Origin of the sequence: Methylobacterium sp. 285MFTsu5.1 (assembly GCF_000383455.1) — a bacterium.
Lineage (GTDB): Bacteria > Pseudomonadota > Alphaproteobacteria > Rhizobiales > Beijerinckiaceae > Methylobacterium.
The window spans coordinates 514,632-537,771 of the sequence record NZ_KB911270.1 but is presented as its reverse complement, the minus strand read 5'-3'; the positions used below and the strand labels follow the sequence as shown (position 1 = coordinate 537,771).

Annotated in this window: 21 protein-coding genes; 14 read left to right on the top strand and 7 right to left on the bottom strand. The window is 73.2% G+C overall.

The window, feature by feature from the left end; all coding sequences use genetic code 11:
- Positions 1-26: 26 nt before the first annotated feature.
- From H288_RS0102725 to H288_RS0102710, 4 genes are all read left to right on the top strand, one after another.
- A complete protein-coding gene (locus tag H288_RS0102725; protein WP_020091057.1) occupies positions 27-911 on the top strand; it encodes an NAD(P)-dependent oxidoreductase in 885 nt (294 codons plus the stop codon).
- A complete protein-coding gene (locus H288_RS0102720; protein WP_020091056.1) occupies positions 911-2,449 on the top strand; it encodes an aldehyde dehydrogenase family protein in 1,539 nt (512 codons plus the stop codon). The genes H288_RS0102725 and H288_RS0102720 overlap by 1 nt, the downstream gene beginning before the upstream one ends.
- Positions 2,450-2,556: 107 nt before the next feature.
- Positions 2,557-3,927 (top strand): DUF3100 domain-containing protein, encoded by a 1,371-nt coding sequence (locus tag H288_RS0102715; protein ID WP_245274460.1) that lies wholly within the window; start codon positions 2,557-2,559, stop codon positions 3,925-3,927.
- A 78-nt stretch (positions 3,928-4,005) separates the two neighbouring features.
- Positions 4,006-5,160 carry a M20 aminoacylase family protein gene (locus tag H288_RS0102710; protein ID WP_020091054.1) on the top strand — a complete coding sequence of 385 codons (1,155 nt, stop codon included), beginning with the start codon at positions 4,006-4,008 and terminating at the stop codon, positions 5,158-5,160.
- Positions 5,161-5,221: 61 nt separating this feature from the next.
- Here the strand turns inward: H288_RS0102710 and katG are convergent, their stop codons facing one another.
- The gene (gene katG / locus H288_RS0102705; protein WP_020091053.1) at positions 5,222-7,540 is read right to left on the bottom strand and encodes a catalase/peroxidase HPI; all 2,319 of its coding nucleotides are present in this window, start codon (positions 7,538-7,540) and stop codon (positions 5,222-5,224) included.
- A 398-nt stretch (positions 7,541-7,938) separates the two neighbouring features.
- Entirely contained in the window at positions 7,939-8,118 is a 180-nt protein-coding gene (locus H288_RS32045; protein ID WP_234081819.1) for a hypothetical protein, read from the bottom strand.
- 223 nt (positions 8,119-8,341) lie between these two features.
- Between H288_RS32045 and H288_RS0102695 the strand changes: the two genes are divergently transcribed.
- From H288_RS0102695 to H288_RS0102680, 4 genes are all read left to right on the top strand, one after another.
- Positions 8,342-9,082, top strand: coding sequence for a GntR family transcriptional regulator (locus H288_RS0102695; RefSeq protein WP_020091051.1), 741 nt, complete (start codon positions 8,342-8,344; stop codon positions 9,080-9,082).
- Between the two features lie 86 nt (positions 9,083-9,168).
- A complete protein-coding gene (locus H288_RS0102690) occupies positions 9,169-10,404 on the top strand; it encodes an MFS transporter (protein ID WP_020091050.1) in 1,236 nt (411 codons plus the stop codon).
- 4 nt (positions 10,405-10,408) lie between these two features.
- Positions 10,409-11,314, top strand: a complete 906-nt coding sequence (locus H288_RS0102685) for an amidohydrolase family protein (protein ID WP_020091049.1) — start codon at positions 10,409-10,411, stop codon at positions 11,312-11,314.
- Positions 11,315-11,354: 40 nt separating this feature from the next.
- Positions 11,355-12,713, top strand: coding sequence for an MFS transporter (locus H288_RS0102680; protein WP_020091048.1), 1,359 nt, complete (start codon positions 11,355-11,357; stop codon positions 12,711-12,713).
- Positions 12,714-12,725: 12 nt separating this feature from the next.
- Here the strand turns inward: H288_RS0102680 and H288_RS0102675 are convergent, their stop codons facing one another.
- The 3 genes from H288_RS0102675 to H288_RS0102665 are packed head-to-tail and all read right to left on the bottom strand — an operon-like array spanning position 12,726 to position 15,624.
- Positions 12,726-13,517, bottom strand: a complete 792-nt coding sequence (locus tag H288_RS0102675) for an ABC transporter ATP-binding protein (protein WP_020091047.1) — start codon at positions 13,515-13,517, stop codon at positions 12,726-12,728.
- Positions 13,511-14,515, bottom strand: coding sequence for an ABC transporter permease subunit (locus H288_RS0102670; RefSeq protein ID WP_020091046.1), 1,005 nt, complete (start codon positions 14,513-14,515; stop codon positions 13,511-13,513). The genes H288_RS0102675 and H288_RS0102670 overlap by 7 nt, the downstream gene beginning before the upstream one ends.
- Positions 14,516-14,523: 8 nt before the next feature.
- Entirely contained in the window at positions 14,524-15,624 is a 1,101-nt protein-coding gene (locus H288_RS0102665; protein ID WP_020091045.1) for an ABC transporter substrate-binding protein, read from the bottom strand.
- A gap of 489 nt (positions 15,625-16,113) precedes the next feature.
- On the opposite strand from H288_RS0102665, the gene H288_RS0102660 reads away from it, so the two are divergent.
- From H288_RS0102660 to H288_RS0102635, 6 genes are all read left to right on the top strand, one after another.
- Positions 16,114-17,259, top strand: coding sequence for an acyl-CoA dehydrogenase (locus tag H288_RS0102660; protein ID WP_020091044.1), 1,146 nt, complete (start codon positions 16,114-16,116; stop codon positions 17,257-17,259).
- 27 nt (positions 17,260-17,286) lie between these two features.
- Positions 17,287-18,381 (top strand): LLM class flavin-dependent oxidoreductase, encoded by a 1,095-nt coding sequence (locus H288_RS0102655; protein WP_020091043.1) that lies wholly within the window; start codon positions 17,287-17,289, stop codon positions 18,379-18,381.
- On the top strand, positions 18,381-19,319 hold the full coding sequence (locus H288_RS0102650) for an ABC transporter substrate-binding protein (protein ID WP_020091042.1): 939 nt from the start codon (positions 18,381-18,383) through the stop codon (positions 19,317-19,319). Before H288_RS0102655 ends, H288_RS0102650 begins: the two co-directional genes overlap by 1 nt.
- A 19-nt stretch (positions 19,320-19,338) precedes the next feature.
- On the top strand, positions 19,339-19,887 hold the full coding sequence (locus tag H288_RS0102645; protein ID WP_020091041.1) for a cupin domain-containing protein: 549 nt from the start codon (positions 19,339-19,341) through the stop codon (positions 19,885-19,887).
- Between the two features lie 19 nt (positions 19,888-19,906).
- Positions 19,907-21,283 (top strand): LLM class flavin-dependent oxidoreductase, encoded by a 1,377-nt coding sequence (locus H288_RS0102640; RefSeq protein WP_020091040.1) that lies wholly within the window; start codon positions 19,907-19,909, stop codon positions 21,281-21,283.
- A gap of 128 nt (positions 21,284-21,411) precedes the next feature.
- The gene (locus H288_RS0102635; RefSeq protein ID WP_020091039.1) at positions 21,412-21,792 is read left to right on the top strand and encodes a response regulator; all 381 of its coding nucleotides are present in this window, start codon (positions 21,412-21,414) and stop codon (positions 21,790-21,792) included.
- 15 nt (positions 21,793-21,807) lie between these two features.
- Here the strand turns inward: H288_RS0102635 and H288_RS0102630 are convergent, their stop codons facing one another.
- Together H288_RS0102630 and H288_RS0102625 are read right to left on the bottom strand one after the other, a co-directional pair.
- The gene (locus H288_RS0102630) at positions 21,808-22,668 is read right to left on the bottom strand and encodes a hypothetical protein (protein WP_020091038.1); all 861 of its coding nucleotides are present in this window, start codon (positions 22,666-22,668) and stop codon (positions 21,808-21,810) included.
- A 57-nt stretch (positions 22,669-22,725) separates the two neighbouring features.
- Entirely contained in the window at positions 22,726-23,001 is a 276-nt protein-coding gene (locus tag H288_RS0102625; RefSeq protein ID WP_020091037.1) for a hypothetical protein, read from the bottom strand.
- Positions 23,002-23,140: the final 139 nt, after the last annotated feature.

Here is a 23,140-nt window from a genome sequence, read left to right as displayed (position 1 = left end):
GTGCCGCTTCGTGAGGACGGATCGGCATGACCATCGCAACGGTAGGCGTCGTCGGGCTCGGCAACATGGGTTTGGGCATGGCCGCGACCCTGGCCCGCAAGGGCTTCGCGGTCCTGGGCTACGACCTCAGTCCGGCCCGGCGCCCCGCCGCCGAGGCGGCCGGCGTCACCGTCCTCGACGCCCTCAACGACGTGCTCGGCCGGGCCGACGCCCTGGTGTTCTCGCTGCCGCTGGCGCGGGACGTGGAGGCGGTGGTCACCGCGGAGGGCGGGTTCCTGTCCCGGACCGACCGGAAGGTGGTGGTGATCGACACCTCGACCTCGGATCCCGGCACGACCCGCCGCCTCGCCGAGCGCCTCGCCGCGGCCGGTCACGCCCTCCTCGACGCCCCGGTGAGCGGCGGCCCGTCCGGCGCCGCCGAGGGCACCCTGACCATGATGATCGGCGGCGCCGCGGCGGATTACGAGCTGGCCCGCCCGGTCTTGGAGGCCATGTCGGCCCGCGCGCCGCATGTCGGGCCATCGGGCGCCGGCAACATCGTCAAGCTCGTCAACAACCTGCTGGTGGCGGCCCATCTGGTGACCACCGGCGAGGCCCTGCGCCTCTCCGAGGCGGCGGGCCTCTCGGCCGAGGAGGCCGTCAAGGTCGTCAACACCGCGACCGGCCGCAGCGCGATCAGCGAGGTCATGATCCCGCGCTGGGTCCAGTCCGGCACCTTCGACAGCGGCTTCTCGGCCGGCCTGATGCGCAAGGACGTGCGCCTCGCCCTCGAACTCGCCGCCGAATGCGGGATCGACCTGCCGCTCTCCGCCGAGGTGAAGCGGATCTGGCAGGCGACGCAACCCGCCATCCCCGACACGGCCGACTTCACCCGCATGGCCGATTACCGCGATCCCAAGGGAGCCCACTGATGTCCGGCACGCCGCACTCGCCCGCCGCCGACCGGGTCGCCGCCCTCCTGGCCGACCTGCTGCCGGGCGGCCGCATCGGCAGCGTCGTGGCCGGCGAGATCCTCGCCGGGACCGGCGCCGCCCTCGATCTCACCAACCCCGCCGACGGCGGCGTGCTCGCGACCTTCGCCGATGCCGGCCCGTCGGTCGTCGAGGCCGCCATGGCGGCGGCTCGCGACGCCCAGCGCGCGTGGTGGGGGATGACCGCTGCCGCCCGCGGTCGCGCGCTGTGGGCGGTCGCCGCCCTGGTCCGGCAGCACGCCGGCGCGCTCGCCGAGCTGGAGACCCTCTCGGCCGGCAAGCCGATCCGCGACACCCGCGGCGAGGTCGCCAAGGTCGCCGAGATGTTCGAGTACTACGCCGGCTGGTGCGACAAGCTGCACGGCGACGTCATTCCGGTCCCGACCTCGCACCTGAACTACACCCGCCACGAGCCCTTCGGCACCGTGGTGCAGATCACCCCCTGGAACGCCCCGATCTTCACCGCGGGCTGGCAGATCGCGCCGGCGATCTGCGCCGGCAACGCCGTGGTGCTGAAGCCCTCCGAGCTGACGCCCCTGACCTCGCTCGTTCTCGGCCTGCTCTGCGACCGGGCCGAGGGGATGCCCCGCGGCCTTGTCTCGGTGCTGGCGGGCGCCGGCCCGACCACCGGCGCCGCCGCGGTCGCCCATCCCGAGACCCGGCTCGTCGTGTTCGTCGGCTCGGCCGAGGCGGGCGCGCAGATCGCCGCCGCGGCGGCCCGCGCCATCGTGCCGAGCGTGCTGGAGCTCGGCGGCAAGTCGGCCAACATCGTGTTCGCCGACGCCGACCTCGACCGGGCGCTGATCGGCGCGCAGGCCGCGATCTTCGGCGGCGCCGGCCAGAGCTGCGTGGCGGGCTCCCGGCTCCTCGTGCACCGCTCGATCCACGCGTCCTTCGTCGAGCGCCTGTCCCGCGCCGCCGCGCGCATCCCCGTGGGCGCACCGACCGACCCGGAGACGCAGATCGGCCCGATCAACAACCGGCGCCAGCGGGACAAGATCGCCGACATGGTCGAGGCCGCCGCGGGGGCGGGGGCCACGATCGCGACCGGCGGGGCCTGCCCCGCCGCCTTACGCGACACGGGCGGCTTCTACTACGGCCCGACCATCGTGGACGGCGTCGCGCCGGACGCGGCGATCGCCCGGGAGGAGGTGTTCGGCCCGGTCCTGGCGGTCCTGCCGTTCGACGGCGAGGACGAGGCGATCGCGCTGGCCAACGGCACGCCCTACGGCCTCGCCGGCGCGGTCTGGACCGGCGACGGCGGGCGCGGCCACCGGGTCGCGGCGGCCCTGCGGGCCGGCACCGTCTGGGTCAACGGCTACAAGACCATCAACGTGGCCTCGCCGTTCGGCGGCTTCGGCCGCTCGGGCTTCGGCCGCTCCTCGGGCCGCGAGGCGCTGATGGCCTACACCCAGACCAAGAGCGTCTGGGTCGAGACCGCCGCCGCGCCGGCCGTGACCTTCGGCTACGTGGGCTGAGCCCGACGCCACGGGCGCAATGACCGAGACGATCTAACGCCAAGCCGGCGATCAAGACCGGCAGGCGGAGCAACGGGCAGCCCCGAGGGGGGCCAAGGAGGATGACGATGGCGGGGGAACTGTTTGCGACGAACACGCGGCCGGTCGCGCCGCCCGTCTCGGGCGGGGGTAAGCTGACGCTGTTCCTGCTCGCCCTCGTCATCGTCGTCATCGCGGAGGCGATCGGCAACGTCAGCATCCCGGTGGGCGCCGGCAAGATCGTGCTGCTCCCGCTGCTCTGGGCCCTGCTGCTGGGCGGCGCGCTGGGGCTGATGAGCCCGCGCCTGCCCGCGCCGCTGCGGCTGTCGACCGCCCTGCAGAATGCGGCCGGCGCCTACCTGCAGCCGGCGCTCCTGATCTTCATCGCCAAGCTCGGGCTGCTCGTCGGCGGCTCGCTGCCGAAGATCCTCGCCTCGGGCTGGGCCCTGGCCTTCCAGGAATTCGGCCACTTCTTCGGCACGATGGTGTTCGGCCTGCCGGTGGCGCTCCTGCTCGGCATCAAGCGCGAGGCGATCGGCGCGACCTTCTCGGTCGGCCGCGAGCCCAGCCTCGCCATCATCGGCGAGCGCTACGGCATGGACTCGCCGGAGGGGCGCGGCGTGCTGGCCGAGTACCTGACCGGCACGGTGTTCGGCGCGGTGTTCATCGCCCTGCTGGCCGGGCTGATCACCAGCCTCGGCATCTTCAACCCGCTGGCGCTGGCGATGGGGGCCGGGGTCGGCTCCGGCAGCATGATGGCCGCGGCCTCGGGGGCGATCGCGGCCCAGCAGACGCCCGAGGTCGCCAAGGACGTCGCCACCTTCGCGGCCGCCAGCAACCTCGTGACCACCACGATCGGCACGTACTTCACCCTGTTCCTGTCGCTGCCCTTCACGATCTGGGCCTACGGCAAGCTGGAGCCGATCCTCGGCCGCAACCGGCCGGACGCCGCCCGCCCGGCGGCCGCCGACCCGCAGGCGCCGGCCCATCAGCCGGCCCACGGGGAGGTGCGGATCGGCCTCGGCGAGACCGTGCTCGCCTGGATCCTGATCGGCGCCTACGGGCTGATCGGCAACTGGCTGACCTACGGAATCGTCCCCGACGCGAGCGTCGTGGCCGGGATGGCGATCATCATCGGCACCGTGCTCGCCGGCTGGGGCCTCTACCTGCTCCTCGGCCGGCGCCTGCCCGCCGTCCTCTGGGTGTCGATCATCGGCATGGCGCTGACCTATCCCGGGACGCCCTACGCCGCCGAGATCGCCGCCCTGACCGGCAAGCTCAACTTCCTGGCGCTCGCCACGCCGATCCTGACCTTCGCGGGGCTCTCGGTCGCCAAGGACGTGCCCGCCTTCCGCCGCCTCGGCTGGCGGATCGTCGTGGTCTCGTTCATGGCCAATGCCGGGACCTTCCTCGGCGCGGCCCTCATCGCGCAGTTCTTCATGCACCCACCGCTGGGGTGAACCGCCGCGCCGATCGGCGTAGGGTCCGGGCGGGGGATCGAGGCGCTTCGGCAGCCTCCCGTATCTGAGAGAGATCGCATGCGCATCGAGGCGGAGACCGTGGAGCGGATGGTCGCGTGGCGGCGCGACCTGCACGCCCATCCCGAGCTGGCCTTCCAGGAGGTCCGCACGGCGGATCTCGTCGCCCGGGAACTGGCCGCCTGCGGCCTGTCGGTGAAGACCGGGCTCGGTCGCACCGGCGTGGTCGGGACCCTGAGCCGGGGCGACGGCCCGACCATCGGCCTGCGCGCCGACATGGACGCCCTGCCGATCCAGGAGGCGACGGGCGCTGCTCACGCCTCCCGGACGCCCGGCGTGATGCATGCCTGCGGCCATGACGGCCACGTGGCGATGCTGCTCGGCGCGGCCCGGCACCTCGCGTCGCGCACCGACCTGTCCGGGACGGTCCACTTCATCTTCCAGCCGGCGGAAGAGTGCGAGGGCGGCGGGCGCGCCATGGTCGAGGACGGCCTGTTCCGGCTGTTCCCGTGCGATTCCGTCTACGGCCTGCACAACTGGCCGGGTTTGCCGCTGGGGACCTTCGCGACCCGGGTCGGCGCCATCATGGCCTCCCTCGACACGTTCGAGATCGCGGTCGCCGGGTTCGGCACCCACGCGGCCATGCCGGAGCGCGGCACCGACACGCTGGTGGTCGCCTCCGAGATCGTCCTCGCTCTGCAGACCATCGTGAGCCGCCGGATCGCCCCCACGGACCCGGTCGTCCTCAGCGTCACGCAGATCCACGGCGGCGACGCCTACAACGTCATCCCCGAGCGCGCGGTCATCCGCGGCACGGTCCGCTGCCTGGACGAGGCCGTGCGCAAGCGCGTGGCCGAACTCGTCGAGGCGATCGCGGGCGGGACGGCCGCCACGCACGGCGCCCGCGCGGAGGTGGACTACCGGTTCGGATACCCCGCCACCGTCAACACCGCCGACGCCGTCGGCACCGCCCTGGAGGCGGCCGGGGCCGTCCCGGACATCACCGCGCGCCGGGGCGAGGTCGGCCCCTCCATGGCGTCGGAGGATTTCGCCTACATGCTGGAGGCCTGCCCCGGCGCCTACGCGTGGATCGGGACCGACGGGACGCGCAAGAGCCTGCCGCTCCACAATCCGGGCTACGATTTCAACGACGAGGCCCTGCCGGTCGGCGCCGCCTACTGGGCCGCGCTGGGGGCGCACAGCCTCAGGCCGTGACGCGGCGCGCACCCTGAGAGATCGCCCGCGCCGGAGGCGCGGGCGATCTCGTTGGCGGCCATCAGGCCGCCATCGGCCCGTAACGCCGGTGACCCTTCACGTCGAAGCGGTCGAGCATCATGACCTTGTCCCAGGCCTTGACGAAGTCCGCCACGAAGCGCCGCTGGCCGTCGCTGCCCGCGTAGGCGTCGGCGATGGACCGGAGCTGCGCGTTCGACCCGAAGACGAGGTCGCTGCGGGTCGCCTCGAACTTCGTCTGCCCGCTCGCGCGGTCCTTGAGCGTGAAGGTCATCCCCTCCGCATCCGCCTTCTCCCAGACCAGATCGACGTCGGTCAGGTTGCGGAAGAAGTCGGTCGTCAGCGCCCCGACCCGGTCGGTCAGGACGCCCCGGCTCGACCCGTCGTGGTTGGCGTTGAGCGCGCGCAGGCCGCCGGTCAGGACGGTCCATTCCGGGGCCGTCAGCGTCAGCAGGTTCGCCTTGTCGAGGAACATCTCCTCCGGCGAGACGCTGCGCGTCATCTGCCCGAAGCCGTCGTCGACGTAGTTGCGGAACCCGTCCACCACCGGCTTCAGCCACTCGAACATCTCGAGGTCCGTGAGCGCCTGGGTCGTGTCCACCCGGCCCGGCGTGAACGGGACCGGCGTCTCGACCCCGGCATCGCGGGCCGCCTTCTCCACGGCGACGCAGCCGCCCAGCACGATCAGGTCCGCCAGCGAGATCTTCTTGCCGTCGCTGCGGCCGCCGTTGAAGGTCGCCATCACGCCGCGCAGGGCCTCGACCACGGGCGCGGCCCGCCGGTTGACGGCCCAGTCCTTCTGCGGCGCGAGGGCGAGGCGGCCACCGTTGGCCCCGCCGCGCTTATCGCTGTCGCGGTAGGTCGAGGCCGCCGAGAAGGCCGTGAAGGCGAGATCCGAGACCGACAGGCCCGTGCCGGAGATCGCCTGTTTCAGCGCGGCGATCTCCGCCTCGCCGACGAGGTCGTAGTCCCGCTCGGGCAGCGGGTCCTGCCACAGGAGCCCGTCCTCGATCACGACCTCCGGGCCGAGGTAGCGGTGCTTCGGACCCATGTCGCGGTGGGTAAGCTTGTACCACGCCTTGGAGAAGGCCTGGGTGAAGGCGTCGAAGTCGTTGAGGAACTTCTCGCAGACCTTGCGGTAGTCGGGATCGACCTTCAGGGCGATGTCGGACGTCATCATCATCAGCGGGTGCATCTGGCCGGCGACGTGGGCGTCCGGCGTCCTCGGCGCGGCGGGATCCTTCGGCGTCCACTGCAGGGCGCCCGCCGGGCTCTTGGTCTGCTCCCACTCGAACTTGAAGAGGTTCTCCAGGTAGGCGTTGTCCCACTGCGTCGGATCGGGCGTCCAGCTGCCCTCGATGCCGTTGGTCATCGTGTCCTTGCCGGAGCCCGCACCCTTCGGGTTGTGCCAGCCCAGCCCCATCGCCTCCATCGGCGCCATCTCGGGCGGCGGCCCGATCTCCTTGGCCGGCACCATGCCGTGGCTCTTGCCGAAGGCGTGGCCGCCCGCGATCAGCGCCACGGTCTCCTCGTCGTTCATCGCCATGCGGGTGAAGGTGATCCGGATGTCGCGCGCGGAGGCCAGCGGATCGCCGCTGGCGTAGGGGCCCTCCGGGTTCACGTAGATCAGCGCCTGGTGCGAGGCGGCCAGCGGGTTCTCGAGGTCGTAGTCTGCGTCGCCGTTCTTGCCCCGCCAGCGCTTGTCGCGGTTGACCATGTCGTCGAAGCTCGAGACCGAGCCCATCTCGACGACCTCCGGTCCCCAGTAGGTCGCGTCGTCCGCCTCCCAGGCGTCGAGGCGGCCGGCGGCGAAGCCGTAGGTCGGCAGGCCCATGATCTCGAGGGCGCAGTTGCCGGTGAGCACCATGAGGTCGGCCCACGACAGGGCGTTGCCGTACTTGTGCTTGATCGGCTGCAGGAGGCGCCGCGATTTGTCGGTGTTGCCGTTGTCCCACCAGCTCGAGATCGGGGCGAAGCGCTGCATGCCGGTGCCGGCGCCGCCGCGCCCGTCGGCGATCCGGTAGGTGCCGGCCGAGTGCCAGGCCATGCGGATCATCTGCGGGCCGTAATTGCCGTAGTCGGACGGCCACCACTCCACCGACGAGGTCAGGAACTGCTTGATGTCGTGCTTGAGCGCGTCGAAGTCGATCTTGGCAAACTCGGCCGCGTAGTCGAAATCCGGGCCCAGGGGATCGGCCGCCAGCCCGTTCTGGTGGAGCACTTCCACCCGCAGGCGGTGGGGATACCAGTTCTCCAGTGTCGGCCGGTTGCCGTGGGCGCCGCCGATCCGGTCGCCGCCGAACGGACACTGGCCTGCCATGTGAAACGACGTCGTGTCCGTCTTGTCGATCGTCTCGCTCATCGGGTGGTCCCCCTTGGTGTTGCGCGACGGCCGGGCGTGCGGGGCCCGGACGTCGAAGGCGGTGGGCGGTGCAGGCGGTCCGAACCCTCAGGCGATTCCCGTCGCGCTCGAGACTCGTGACGAAATGAGGCGGTCTCCGGCTGGATCAAGCGCGGGGCGTCGAAGTCTTGCCGGGCTTGCGGTGGAGGCTCCCGCAGAGACCGCGATGACGTTGTCGCGATCTGCCCTGTCGCCGCCGTCGCGGAGAGCCGGCATCGACTCGACGTCGACAACGGCCCGCGCCCGGGCATTGCCCTTCGTCTTGGAGCTGTGGGCCGACCGTCATGATGGTCGTCTCGCGGGGGGAGGTCCTGTCCCCGCGCGGACCGATCGAAACGGCCGGCGCCGGTCGACGTCGGTCAGGGCGTGGATCGCGTCCCGGCCGGCGGGGCGCTGATTGATCCGCTCTCGGAGCCGGTGACGACCTTGCGGGCGGCGGCCTGACTCTGGCTGGCGTAGTCGGGCGGCGCGGTCTCACCCTGCCAGATCATCAGGCCGGCCAGGGCGGCGACCATCAACCCCACACTCACGAGGAGCACGATCAGAACCGGCCTGCCGCGCCGACCCTGACGGGTCTCTCGAGACGTACGATATTCGACCATCCGCGCCTCGCTGGACCATGATCCCGGGAAATCCCGGCGGAAACCCGCGGCCCGGCGAATGGATCCTGTACTGCGACGCTGTGGACCACGGGATCAGCGCGCGCCGGCACCGCTCCGTCGCCCATTGGCGCCTGCCGGCGATAGTCATACAGTCATACACATGACCGTCGTGACCGCACCTCAGCCCGATCTCCGCTTGCCGCTCTACCAGCGCCTGCGGGACGAGATCGCCTTCCAGATCGCCCGCAACGTCTGGCGGTCGGGCGAACCGATCCCCACGGAGGCGGAACTGGCGGCGACCCACCGCGTCGCCATCGGCACCGTGCGCAAGGCGATCGACGTCCTCGTCGCCGACGGCCTCGTCGAGCGGCAGCAGGGCCGCGGCACCTTCGTTCGGCGGCCGCGCTTCGACCGGTCCCTGTTCCGGTTCTTCCGGCATCTCGGCCCGGACGGCACCCAGGCGGTGCCGGAGGGCCGGATCCTGTCGCGCGAGGCCTGTCCGGCCCCCGCGACCGTCCGCGAGGCCCTCGGCCTGGACGCGCGCGGCGACGCGATCCGGCTGATCCGGACACGCCACCTCCAGGGCCGCCCGATCCTGTCCGAGACGATCTGGCTGCCGGCCGCGCGGTTCGCGCCGCTCCTCCAGGCCCCGCTGACGGAGATCGGCGACCTCCTCTACCCCGCCTACGAGCGTCTCTGCGGCGAGATCGTCGCCCGCGCCGAGGAGACCCTGACCGTCGGCATCGCCGACGCGACCGATGCGGAGCGCCTCGCAATCGCCGACGGAGACCCGGTCGTCGTCATCGAGCGCCTCGCCTACGGCTTCGATGCCCGCCCGATCGAGTGGCGGGTGACGCGCGGCGCCGCCCGGGACTTCCGGTATCACGTCGACATCCGCTGAAAGGCGGGCGCCTTGACGCGCCGGCCCACGCGTGCTCATCTATTCATATAAATGACTAGTCCTCTTCAGAGGACGGAGGAAAGCCCGTGTTCCGCTGGTACCGAGAGGTCGGTCCGGCCGAGCGTCGCACCTTCTGGGCCTGTCTGGGCGGGTGGTCGCTCGACGCCCTGGACGTGCAGATGTTCAGCCTCGCCATTCCCGCGCTGGTCGCGAGCTTCGGCCTGAGCCGCTCGGAGGCCGGCCTGATCGGCGCGGTCACGCTCGTCGCGGCGGCGATCGGCGGCTGGCTCGGCGGCCTCGCGGCGGACCGGATCGGCCGCGTCCGGGCCCTCCAGATCACGGTGCTGTGGTTCGCGGTCGCGACCTTCCTGGCGGCCTTCGCGCAGAGCTTCGCCCAGCTGCTGACCCTGAAGGCGCTGCAGGGGATCGGCTTCGGCGCCGAGTGGGCGGCCGGCGCCGCGCTGATGGCGGAGGCGATCCGGCCCGAGCACCGCGGCCGGGCGCTGGGCGCCGTCCAGGGCGGCTGGGCGCTCGGCTGGGGCGCGGCCGTGCTCCTGTCCACGGCGGCGTTCTCGGTGCTGGATCAGGAGACGGCTTGGCGAGCCCTGTTCGCCTGCGGCCTCGCGCCGGCACTCCTCCTGCTCTACCTCCGCCGCTCCGTCCCCGAGCCGGTCCGATCCGTGGCAGGGCCGGCGCCGTCACGGGCCGGAGGGCTCGCGATCTTCGCGCCCGGCCTGCGCCGGATCACGGTGCTCGCGACGCTGCTCGGCCTCGGCGCCCACGGGGGCTTCCACGCCCTGTTCACGTGGCTGCCCACCTACCTGAGCGTCGAGCGCGGCGCCTCGGTCCTCGGCACCGGGCTCTACCTCGCCATCATCATCGCGGCCTTCGGTCTGGGCTGCCTCGTCGCCGGCGGCCTCGTGGACCGGCTCGGCCGCCGCCGGACCGTGGCGCTCTACGCCGCCGGCTGCATGGCCCTGGTCGTCCTGTACCTGCTGCTGCCGGTCGGCGGCACGGGCCTGCTCCTCCTCGGGGCGCCCCTCGGCTTCTGCACGGCCGGCATCCCCGCGAGTCTCGCGGCGCTGTTCAGCGAGCTCTTCCCGGACGGGCTGCGCGGGACCGGGATGGGCTTCTGCTACAACGCCGGCCGCCTCGCCTCCGGCCTGCTGCCCCTCGGCGTCGGCCTGCTCAGCGAGATCTGCGGCCTCGGCCCGGCGATCGGCCTGTCGGCCCTCGGTGCCTACGGGCTCGTCCTCCTCGCCGTCGCGCTCCTGCCGGATCGGCAGCCCGGCGGCGCGCTGATCCCCCAGACCGTGAGATGATCCGATGAACCGGCGCCTCTTCTGCCGCACCCTGCTCGCGGGCGGCGTCACGCTCGCGCTTCCCGCCCGCGGCCGCGCGGCCGGGACCGCCGACGCCGGCGTCGCTGCGGTGGATACCCACGCCCACGTCTTCACCCGGGCCCTCACCCTCACGGGCGACCGGCGCTACGCCCCCGACTACGACGCGAGCATCGCCGATTACCGCGCCATGCTGGACCGGAACGGCATGGCCCGCGGCGTGCTGATCCAGCCGAGCTTCCTGGGCACCGACAACGGCTACATGGTCTCGGCCCTGCGCTCCGCGCCGGAGCGGCTGCGCGGCATCGCCGTGCTGGCCCCGGAGGCCGAGACCGCGACCCTGCGCGACCTCGCCGGGCAGGGCGTCGTCGGCCTGCGCCTCAACCTGATCGGCCGGCCGGACCCGGATTTCGCCGGCCCGGTCTGGCGCGCCCACCTCGCGCGCGTCGCGGATCTCGGCTGGCAGATCGAGGTCCAGGCCGAGGCGCGGCGCCTCGCGCGGCTGCTGCCGCCGCTGGTCGCGGCGGGCGTCCCCGTGGTGGTCGATCATTTCGGCCGGATCGACCCCGCCCTCGGCATCGCCGATCCGGGCTTCGCCGACCTGCTCGGCTTCGGCCGCGGCGGCCGCGTCTGGGTCAAGCTCTCGGGCGCCTACCGCATCGGCAGCGGCGAGGCCGGCCGGCAGACGGCGGTGCAGGCCGCCGAGCGCCTGCGCGGCGCCTTCGGGGCGTGGCGCCTGCTCTGGGGCAGCGACTGGCCGCACACGCAGTTCGAGACCCAGGCCAGCCCCGCCGAGGCCCGGCGCGATCTCGACGCCTGGGTGCCGGACCCGGCCGAGCGCCGGATCGTCCTGGCCGAGACGCCCGCCGAACTCTTCCGCTTCGACCGCTAGGCCGAGGCGGCCCCGCCCGAATTCCAGCGAGGACAGGACCATGGCAACACCGACCACGCCACACGCGGCGGACGCGGCCGCCTTCGAGAGCCGAACGATGCGGAAGGTCGGCCTGCGCCTGATCCCCTTCCTCGTGCTCTGCTACTTCATCGCCTACGTCGACCGGGTGAATGTCGGCTTCGCGGCGCTGACCATGAACCACGATCTCGGCCTCTCCGCCGCGGCCTTCGGCCTGGGCGGCGGCCTGTTCTTCGTCGCCTACGTCCTGTTCGAGGTGCCGAGCAACCTCGCCATGGAGCGCGTCGGCGCGCGGATCTGGATCGCGCGGATCATGATCACCTGGGGGCTCGTCGGCATCGGCTCGGCCTTCGTCACCGGTCCGCTGAGCTTCGCCACCGCCCGCTTCCTGCTCGGCGCGGCCGAGGCCGGGTTCTTCCCCGGCGTGATCCTGTACCTGACCTACTGGTTCCCCAAGGCCTACCGGGCGCGGATCGTGGCGATGTTCATGGTCGCGATCCCGCTCTCCAGCTTCTTCGGCTCGCCGCTCTCGGCGGCGCTGCTCACCCTCGACGGCGCCGCGTCCCTGCGCGGCTGGCAGTGGCTGCTGATCATGGAGGCGGTCCCGGCCGTCCTGCTCGGCGTCGCCGCCCTCGCGCTGCTGCCGAGCCGGCCGGCCGAGGCGACCTTCCTGAGCCCGGCGGAGCGCGGCTGGCTGACGGACCGGCTGGAGACCGAGCGGCGCGCCGCCGAGGCGAGCGCCGGGCACCACGCCCACGGCCTCGCGGCGGTCTGGGCGGTGCTCGCGAGCCGGCAGGTCTGGCTGCTCGCCGTGATCTACGCGGGCAGCTCGGCCACCAGCAACACGCTGTCGCTGTGGATGCCGCAGATCCTCAAGGGGTTCGGCCTCAGCAACCTGCAGACCGGCCTGCTGAACATGATCCCGTTCGGCATCGCCTCGGTCTTCATGATCGTCTGGGGCCTGCGGGCGGACCGCAGCGGCGAGCGGATCTGGAGCACGGCCCTGCCGCTGGCGCTGACCTCGGTGAGCTTCGCCCTGACGCTCCTGACGGGCTCGCTCTGGATGACGCTGGTCCTGCTCTCGCTGGTCCTGCTCGGCAACTACGCGATCAAGGGCCCGTTCTTCGCCCTCGCCACGGAGACGCTGCCGCCGGCCCAGACGGCCGCCGGCATCGCGGCGATCAACACCCTGGCGCATCTCGGCACCGGGGCGATCACCTCGCTGATCGGCGTGCTGCGCGAGCAGACCGGCAGCTTCCCCGTCGCCCTGCTGCCGCTCTGCGCGCTCACCGGCGTCGGCTGCGCCCTGGTCTTCTGGATCGGACGGCACCAGCCGCGGGCGGCGACCGTCGGGGCGGCCCCGTCGATCGCCCGGGGCTGAGGCGGCGACCCGTCAGGTCGGCTGGCCGAGGATCCCCAGGATCTCCCGGCGCAGCCGCACGATCTCGGCATCGTCGCGGTGGCGCGGATAGGGCGCCGCGACGGGCAGCTCGGCCCGGATCGCGGCCGGGCGGTCGGAGAGCACGATCACGCGCTCGGCCAGCACCAGCGCCTCCTCGACGTCGTGGGTGACGAGGAGCGCGGTGAAGCGCTTCTCCTGCCAGAGCCGCAGGATCTCGGCCTGCATGGCGAGCCGCGTCAGGGCGTCGAGCTTGCCCAGCGGCTCGTCGAGGAGCAGCAGCCGCGGCGCGTTGACGAGCGCCCGGGCGAGGGCCGCCCGCTGCGCCATGCCGCCGGAGAGCTGGTGCGGGTAGACGTCGGCGAAGCCCGTGAGGCCGACGAGCCCCAGCGCCTGGTCGACGAGGGCCGCCCGCGACCGCCCGACGCCGCGGGCCTCCAGCCCCAGGGCGACGTTGCCGCGCACGGTCCGCCACGGATAGAGCGTCGGGTCCTGGAAGACGAGGAGCCGGGACGGGTCCGGCCCCTCGACGAGGTCGTCGTCGACCCGGATCGCGCCCTGGTCGGGCGGCTCCAGGCCGGCGACGAGCCGCAGCAGGGTGGACTTGCCGCAGCCCGAGGGGCCGAGCAGCGCCACGAAGGCGCCGGGCTCCACGTCGAGGCTCACCCGGTCGAGGACCGGCAGGGGCGCCCCGCGGATCGCGAAGGCGTGGCTGACGGCCTCGACCGCCAGGCGGGCCCCGGCGCTCTGGGCGGCGGGGCGTTCGAGGGTCGCGGCGGCTACCATTGCACCAGCCCCTTCTGCCACGCGAGCAGGCGGTCGCGCAGGCGGAACAGCAGCGTGATCAGGGAGGAGCACATCAGCGCCATCACGATCAGCGCCGCGTACATGTTGGCGTAGGCGGCCCAGCCCTGCGCCCACTGGAGGTACCAGCCGAGGCCGGACTTCACGCCGAGCATCTCGGCGACGACCAGCACCGCGAAGGAGCCGCCGAGCCCCATGAACAGCCCGACGAAGACGTGCGGCAGCGCCGCCGGGATCGCCACGCGCAGGATCAGGAAGCCGCGCGAGGCGCCGAGCGTCCGCGCCACGTCGAAATAGGCCTTGTTGACGCCCGCCACCCCCGACCAAGTCAGCACCGTGACCGGGAAGCCGGTCGCCAGCGCCACCAGGAAGGTGCTGGCCGACCACGAGGACGGGAAGACGAAGAAGGCGAGGGGCAGCCACGCCGTGGCCGGCAGCGGCCCGACGAAGCGCAGAACGGGATGGGCCCAGTAGCCCACCGCCCGGAAGGTGCCGATGGCGACGCCCAGGACGAAGCCGGTCGCCGCCCCGATGGCATAGCCGCCGGAGAGGAGGATCAGGGAGTTGAGGATGCTGCCGCCGAGCTTCGGCCAGTCGTCGAGGAAGACCTCCAGGATCGCCTGGGGCGAGGGGAAGAACGGCATCGGCAGCAGGGCGAGCTTCGCCGTGACCGCCTCCCAGACCAGCAGCGCCACCGCCAGCGCCGTGAGCCAGGGGCTCCCGTGCCGCAGCCGCGACCCGAGAGGGCCGAGGCGGGTCGCCACGGGCGCGAGGGCCAGGAGGGCGAGGCCGAGCGCCGCCGCGCCGGACCCGAGGGCCGCGGTCTCGGGCAGGTCGTCCGCCTCGGGCAGGCCGAGGGTCACGCCGGCCAGGGCGAGCCAGGCGCCGCCCGCGAGGACGATCCGCCAGGGCGGCCGCGGCAGCCTTCGGGACGGGGCGGCGGCCCGCGGGGCGACGCCGGCGGTGATGCTTCCGGACATGGCGCGCCTCAGCTCAGCACGTCGGCGTAGATCCGCTCGGCGAACTTCGCCGTGTCGGTGGACCGCCGCAGGACGTTCACCTGCTTCAACTCGTCCCCGTAGAGCGCGAGCTGCTGCTTGAGATCGCCGCCGACCGGGCTGTCGCCGTGCTGCTGGCTGCGCAGCATCGCGGCGAGATCCGCGATCGAGCCCTTGCCGCCGTAGCCGGAGAAGGCCCGGGCCGCGGCCTCGGGATCCCGGTGGACGGCGTGGCCGCCCTCCAGGATCGCCCGGGTCAGCGCGCGCGCCACCGCGCGGTCGTTCCGGATCAGGCTGCCGCGGGCGGCCACGACGCAGCAGGTGCGGGTGGCGAACTCGCCCGACAGGTTGGTGGCGACCTCGGTGAAGCGCGGGTCCTTCAGCCAGATCCAGGTCCGCGGGTCGGAATCGGCCAGCGCCTGCGCCTCGCCCTTCTCTACCGCGAGGTTGAGCAGGTCGGCCGGGTACTGCCGCCACTCGACCCCGCTCTCCGGGTCGATCCCCGCCTTGGCGAGCAGCAGGCCGAAGAAGTTCTTGGCCGGGCTCGCCTGGTCGCTGATCGCGATCGTCTTGCCCTTCAGCCCGGCGATGTCGGCGATGCCGGAGGATTTGGCACTGAGCAGCCGCAGGCAGCCGCCGTGCAGCCCCGCGGTGATCTTCACGTCGAAGCCCTGTTCCAGGGGCTTGAGCCAGCGCAGGGCCATGCCGATCCCGGCATCGGCCTTGCCCGTGGCGATCGCCTCCAGCAGGGCCTCGGTCGAGCCGCCGAAATTGACGAACTCCACGTCGAGGCCGTGCCGGGCGAAGATCCCCTGCTCCTTGGCGAGCGGCGCGGCCGCCGTGCAGATGGCCGTGGCGTTCCAGGCCAGCTTGACCGTCCGGAGCGGGCCCGCGGGCGCCTCCGCGGCGGCGGGTCGGCAGAGCGGGCCGGGGTCGAACGGCGCCCCCGGTCCGGGTGCCCAGGCGCGGCCGGTGCCCATGCCGAGGCCGAGCGGCAGAGCGGCCGCCGCGGCGCCGACCTGCAGCAGGCGCCGCCGGGAGGGCGAGGGATCGGAGGAGGGGCTGCCCGGTCGGGAGGGCGCGTCGGTCATCTCGGGTCTCCGGGCCGCGCGACCGCGCGGCGGGAACGGCGCGCGTCACCGCACCGGTGGCGCGACCGGGCGGATCTGGCGTCCTCGTCTTCGGAAATGATCCGTCGAGGGATCAAGGTGCCGAGTATTCGATCGCTGCAGGACCGAGTCAACGAAAGCGTTTCCTCTATTTTCGCGCGATCGGGTAAGATCATTCACGGATCGGCGCCGTCGCACAGCGCTAAGGCGCCCCGGCTCATCGGCGAGAAGCGTCGCTCGTCTGTCTCTCGATGACGGGATCCCGAACGACGACCGGGAGAACGATCGATTCCTGCCCCCGGGGGCGGAAACACGTTCTTCTTCACCGTCCGACGACGCGGCAACATCCTCCTTCCGATCCATGAATATTCGGAACGGCATTCCGTTGACGCGACCCGGGTCCCGGCGGACCATCGCAGCTCCCGGGATGGCGCCGCGCGGCCGCCCGCCGATCACGTCGCCGAACACCCCATGACCGTCGCCGTCCCGCCCCCCGACATCGTCAGCAGCCTCGCCGGACGGCTCGCCGCCCGCGCGGCCGACCACGACCGCGCGGGGACCTTCCCGCACGACTCCCTCGCGGCGCTCCGGGAGGCCGGGCTCCTGGCCGTCACCGTGCCGCGGCGTCTCGGCGGCGGCGGCGCGGGTCTCGCGCGGGCCGCCGCACTGGTGCGCGCGCTCGGCGCCGCCGACCCGGCGACCGCCCTGGTCGTGGCGATGCAGTACCTCCAGCACGGGCTGATCCACCGGCCCGACACCCCGTGGCCGCGCGCGCTCGCCGACGCGGTCGGCGCCGCGGCGGTCGCGCGCGGGGCGCTGATCAACGCCCTGCGGGTCGAGCCCGAGCTCGGGACGCCCTCGCGGGGCGGCCTGCCGGCCACGGTCGCCCGCCGCGACGGCGCGGGCTGGCGGATCTCCGGGCACAAGATCTACGCGACCGGGGCGCCGGGGCTCGCCTACGGCCTCGTCTTCGTCCGCACCGACGAGGCGGAGCCGCGCACCGGCACCGTCCTGGTGCCGTTCGACGCGCCGGGCATCCGCATCGCGGAGACCTGGGACCATCTCGGCCTGCGCGCCTCCGGCAGCCACGACGTCCACTTCACGGACGTGCCGATCCCAGGGGACCACGCCGTCGACCTGCGGCCGCCGGGCGGCTGGTCGGGGCCCGATCCCTGGCAGCAGGCCTGGAGCTGCACCCTGCTCGCCGCCCTCTACGACGGCGTGGCCCGGGCGGCGCAGGACTGGTTCACCGGCTTCCTGCGGGCGCGCCGGCCCGGCAGCCTCGGGGCGCCGCTGGCGAGCCTGCCGCGCTTCCACGAGGCGGTCGGCGAGAACGAGCGGCTGCTCGCCGTCAACGCGCGCCTCGTCGCCGGGCTCGCCGCCGAGGTCGATGCGGGACATCCTCCGCCGCCGCGCGAGTCCGGCTTCGTGAAGCTCACCGCCACGGAGAACGCCGTCGCGGCGGTCCAGCGCGCCGCGGAGCTGTCCGGCAACGCCGGCCTGTCCCGGGCGAACCCGCTGGAGCGGCACCTGCGCGACGTCCTGTGCGCGCGCATCCACTGGCCGCAAGGGGACGCCGTCCGCGCCGCCGCCGGCAGGGCCACCCTCGGCGCCTGAACCCGCCCTCGACCCGGAGATCGCACCATGAGCCTGCTTCCCCCCGATGCCGTCGAGTTCATCGGCTTCGTCGCCCCCCGCCACACCTCCGAGATCCACCCGGCGGCGGGGCCGTCCATCGACCGCGACTACCTGAAGCTCCTGGCGCAGGCGCACGAATGGGGCGGGTTCGACCGGGTGCTGGTGGCCTTCCACGCGACCACGCCGGACGCGCTCCTGCTCGCCGGGCAGGTCGCCGCCGTGACCGAGCGGCTGGGGCTGATGATCGCCCACCGCACCGGATTCACGGCGCCCACCGTGGCGGCGCGGCAATTCGCGACCCTCGACCAGCTCACCGGCGGCCGGGTCGCGATCCACGTGATCAGCGGCGGCGACGACCGGGAACTCGCCCAGGACGGCGACCACCTCACCAAGGACGCGCGCTACGCCCGCACCCGGGAGTTCCTCGACATCGTCCGGCAGAGCTGGACCGCCGCGGAGCCGTTCGACTACGCGGGCGATCACTACCGGGTGGAGCGCGGCTTCTCCGAGGTGAAGCCGGTCAACGCGATCCCGGTCTATTTCGGCGGCGCCTCGCCGGCGGCGCTGGCGGTGGCCGGCCGCCACGCCGACACCTACGCCCTCTGGGGCGAGACCCACGCGCAGGTCGCCGAGCTGATCGGCCGGGTGCGGGCGGCGGCCGCGGCCCACGGGCGGGCGCCGCGCTTCAGCCTGTCGGTCCGGCCGATCCTCGCCGAGACCGAGGCGCGGGCCTGGGAGCGCGCCGAGGACATCCTGGCCCGGACCCGGGCCGTCCGGGCCGCCAAGGGCCTCGGCCCGGCGGCGACGCCGCAGAACGAGGGCTCCCGGCGGCTCCTCGCGGCCGCGGCCGCGGGGCCGCGCCACGACAAGCGCCTGTTCACCGCCATCGCGGCCGAGACCGGGGCGGCGGGCAACTCGACCGCCCTGGTCGGCACCCCCGAGCAGGTCGCCGACGCCCTGCTCGACTATCACGACCTGGGCGTGCGGACCTTCCTGATCCGCGGCTTCGACCCGCTGGAGGACGCGCTCCAGTACGGCCGGGCGCTGCTGCCCGCCGTCCGGGCCGCCCTCGGGCGCCGCGGCGCCGCCGAGGCCGCCTGATGCGCGCCGTCATCCTCGCCCTGCTGGCGCTCCTGGCGGTCCGGCCGGCGCACGCGCAGGAGGTGCTGCGGGTCGGCGACCAGCGCGGCAACGCCCGCGCGCTGATGGAGGCGGCCGGCGTGCTCGACGGGCTGCCCTACCGGCTCGACTGGAGCGAGTTCCCGGCGGCCGCGCCCCTGCTCGAGGCGCTGAACGCCGGCGCGATCGACGCGGGCGGCGTCGGCGACGCGCCCTTCACCTTCGCGGCGGCCGCCGGGGTGCCGGTGAAGGCGTTCCTGGCCTTCCGCAACCGGCAGGACGGGCTGGCGATCCTGGCGCTCAAGGAATCGCCCCTCCGCACCGTGGCCGACCTGAAGGGCAAGCGCGTCGCCACGAACCGCGGCTCGATCGGCCATCAGGTGGTCCTGGCGGCGCTGGAGGAGGCGGGCCTGCCCGCCGACAGCGTGACCTTCAGCTTCCTGCCGCCGGCCGACGCCAAGATCGCGCTGGCTTCCGGGGCGGTCGACGCCTGGGCGACCTGGGAGCCCTACACCTCCACGGCGGAGCTCGCCGGCCTCGTCCGGGTGATCCGCGACGGCAACGGCATCACCCCGGGCCTGACCTTCGCGGTGGCGAGCGACGACGCGATCCGGACCAAGCGGGCGCTGCTCGCCGATTTCGGCGCGCGCCTCGCCCGCGCCCGGGAATGGGCCCTGAAGGATCCGGCGCCCTACGCGTCCGTCTGGTCGAAGCTCATCGGCCTGCCGGAGGCGGTGCCGCTGCGCTGGTTCGGCCGCGCCGCCTACCGGGCCGTCCCGATCGACGCGTCCGTGATCGCCGACGAGCAGCGCAACATCGATCTCTACGTCCGCGCCGGGCTGATCCCGAAGGCCCGCGCGCCGCGGGCCGAGGCGATCCTCGACACGAGCGTCTCGCAAACCGCCGCCGCCGTGCAATGATGGCGCGGGAGGACCCGACATGCACGACCACGGCGACGACCACGGCCACAGCCACGATCATGGCCACGCCCACGATCACGCCCACGATCACGCCCACGACCACGGCGCGTCCGAGCGCTGGAAGCACGACGGCGTTCGGGTGATCCCCGGCGACCGGCTCGACGCCAACACCGCGCAGACGCCCGGCATGTACCGGCAGGCCGCGATCAACGCCGCCCGGGTCGGCGCCCAGAAGATCTGGGCCGGCACGGTGGCGATCCAGCCCGACGCCAAGACCGGCGTGCACCACCACGGCGAACTGGAGAGCGTGATCTACGTGGTCTCGGGCCGCGCCCGGATGCGCTGGGGCGACAGGCTCGAATACGTCGCCGAGGCCGGGCCGGGCGACTTCATCTTCGTGCCGCCCTTCGTGCCGCACCAGGAGATCAACGCCTCGACCGACGAGCCGCTGCACTGCGTGCTGGTGCGCTCCGACAACGAGGCGGTGGTGGTCAACCTGCCCGACGTCGAGGCCGCCGAGGCGCCCGAGACGGTGTACTGGGTCGACCCGATCCACAAGCATCCGTGAGAGACCGGAGACGGCAGCGATGAGCCGGGACCGCCAGCTGCATCTCGGCGCCTTCATGCGCCCGGTCGGCATCCACACCGCGTGGTGGCGCTATCCAGGCAGCTATCCGGACGCGAACTTCAACTTCGAGCACCTGGCGCACTTCGCCCGGCGGCTGGAGGCCGCGAAGTTCGACGCGTTCTTCATGGCCGACCACCTCGCGGTGATGAACATGCCGGTGGCGGCGCTCCGCCGCTCGGCCACCGTGACGTCGTTCGACCCGCTGACCCTGCTGCCGGCGCTCGCCGTGCTCACCGATCGGATCGGCCTGATCGCCACCGCGTCGACCACCTACAACGAGCCCTACCACGTCGCCCGCAAGTTCGCCTCGCTCGACCACATCTCGAAGGGGCGGGCCGGCTGGAACCTCGTCACCTCCGGCAACCCGGACGAGGCCCTGAACTTCGGCCGCGACGCGCATCTGGAGCACGCCACCCGCTACGCCCGGGCGCGCGAGTTCTTCGACGTGGTGACCGGCCTGTGGGATTCCTTCGCGGACGACGCCTTCACGATGGATCCGGCGAGCGGCCTGTTCTTCGACCCGGCGAAGATGCGCGTCCTCGACCACCGCGGCGACTTCCTGAAGGTGAAGGGCCCGCTCAACGTCGCCCGGCCGGTGCAGGGCTGGCCGGTGATCGTCCAGGCCGGCGCCTCCGAGGCCGGCAAGCAGATCGCCGCCGAGACCGCCGAGATGGTGTTCGGCGCGGCCTCGACCGTGGAGGCGGCCCGGGCCTTCTACGCCGACGTGAAGGGCCGGATGCCGGCGGCGGGGCGCGACCCGGACCAGCTCAAGATCCTGCCCGGCTGCTTCATCGTCCTGGGCGAGACGGAGGACGAGGCGCAGGCCAAGAAGGCGCGCCTCGACGACCTCGTCCATCCCGACAGCGGCCTCGCCAACCTCTCGGTCCGCCTCGGCGTCGACGCGACCGGCTTCGCCCTCGACGCGCCGCTCCCGGAGCTCCCCGAGAGCAACGCCAGCAAGAGCGGGCAGGCCCAGATCGTCGACTACGCCCGCCGCACCGGCGCGACCGTGCGGGAACTCGCCCGCAAGGTCGGCGGCTACGGCGGCCTGCAGATGGTCGGCACGCCCGCGCAGGTGGCCGACCGGATGGAGGAGTGGCTGGAGACCCGCGCCTGCGACGGCTTCAACGTGATGTTCCCGTTCGTGCCCGAGGGTCTCGACGACGTGGTCGACCGGCTGGTGCCGGAGCTGCAGCGGCGCGGGCTGTTCCGCCGGGACTACGCCGGGACGACGCTGCGCGACCATCTCGGCCTCGCGCGGCCGGCCAACCGCTTCTTCCCGCCCGACGCCCCGCCCGACGCCCCGCCCGACGCCCCGGCTCGGCCAGGGGGCTGATCGACCCGCCGCGCGGGCCGGCGCGGTCCCGCGCCGTCGGGGTGCGTGGCGGATCATGCGAACGGCGCGAACCTCCGGTCGTGTCGCGCGGTTATTCTCGGATCGTCGCGCGCCGATGGGAGGGGATCGTGCCCGAGGCTGTTCCGCCCCTGTCCGGGTGCCGCGTCCTCGTCGTCGAGGACGAGTATCTCATCGCCAGCGAGGTCAAGCGCTGGTTGCACAGCGCCGGGGCCGAGGTGATCGGCCCGGTCCCACGCGCGGATCTCGCCCTGGACCTGATCGCCGAGCAGACGCCCGACGCCGCGGTGCTCGACGTGAATCTGGGCGACGGGAACAGCGTCTATCCGGTCGCCGAGCGTCTCGGCGTCCTCGGCGTGCCGTACCTGTTCGCCACCGGCGACGTGCGGGTCACCGGCGCCCCGGCCGAGGCGAGCCGGCCCATCCTGGAGAAGCCCTTCGTGGCGGCGGAGCTGGTCCGGGCCGTGACCCGACTCGTCGCGGCCGCCTGAGGCCGCCGCGCCGCCTCAGAGAGGGCCCGGCCCGGGATGCGGGCCCATGCGCCGGCGGTCGTGCTCGATGGCGAAGACGTGGGCGTAGAGGTTCGCGACCCAGCCCCGCCCCTCGACCGTGAGGTCGAGGAACCGGATCGCGTCCCCGATCACGGGCTCGATCTTGCCCCAGAAGAACGACGGGTAGCGCTCCGCGAGGTCGGCCGGGCTGTCGTAGCCGAGTTCCGCGTTGACGCCGATCTCGGCGAATTCGTGGAACAGGGCGTTCAATTTGCGCGGGTAGAGCGGGTCGCCGAGCTGACCGATCAGGTCGGCCGCCCGCAGCAGGCCGGCCTCGGTCCCGGTCTCGCGATGGGAATCGTCCTCGGGGACCGGGAAGCGGGTCAGCTCAATCGCCCGGATGACCCGGGACGCGTCGACGAGATCGTGCGTGCCGAAGCGCTCCTGCACGGCCAGCTTCGAGCGCTCCACGTGGTAGGGTGCCAGCGCCGCGTCAGAGGCGCCCCGGGGCAGGCTGACGGTCGTGCCCTGCGCGTCGATGACGAAGGCCTGCAGCCGGTCTCCGGCGCAGACGCCGCGCACGTAGCCGATGTCGTGGTAGAGGGCGGCCAGGATCATGTGCAGCCAGTCCTCGGGCGTGATGCCCTGCTGCAGGAAGCGGCCGCGGAGGATGTCCTGGGCGACCAGGGTGACGAGGGCCGTGTGGTCGCCGTCATGGTAGAGGGCGTCGCTCCCGACGATCCGCTCGATCGTCAGGCGCGCCGCGGCCTCGATGATCTCGGCGTAGCGCGGCTCCCGGCTGCCGAAGGTCCGCTGGTAGGTCAGGGCCAGGTGCTCGCCGAGGGCGTCGGCGAGCATCTTGGTCGCGTCGAACATGGGATCCTCGCCGTCAGCTGCGTCGGGCGGCGCCGCGCCCGGCCGGGTCGATGGAGATCACGCGGATCGCCCCCCGCGATCGACGAGCCGCTCCTCGAGATAGGCCGCCGCGTCCGCGTAGAGTTCGTAGCGGCGCAGCAGCACCGCCCGCTTCTCGGCCTTCGTCGCCGCGTCGAGCTTGGCGCGGGCCCTGTCGGCGCGGGCGCGCAGCTTCCCGGCGAGCTTCTCGAAGGCGGCATCGATGCGCGCGCCGACCTTCTCGCCCTCGGCGCGCGCCGGATCGGGGTCGTCCCGCCGGCGCTTCGGCCCGGCCCTCTTCGCTTCTCCAGCCATGACGCATCTCCGGTCGCCCCGATCGGTGGCGGAACCGTATGACGGAACGATCACGGGCGCGACATGGGATCGGCCGCCGCGGGCGCGGCGCTTTCTCAGGCGTGTCACGGAACGCTGCTCTAGGTCGGCCCCGCGACGC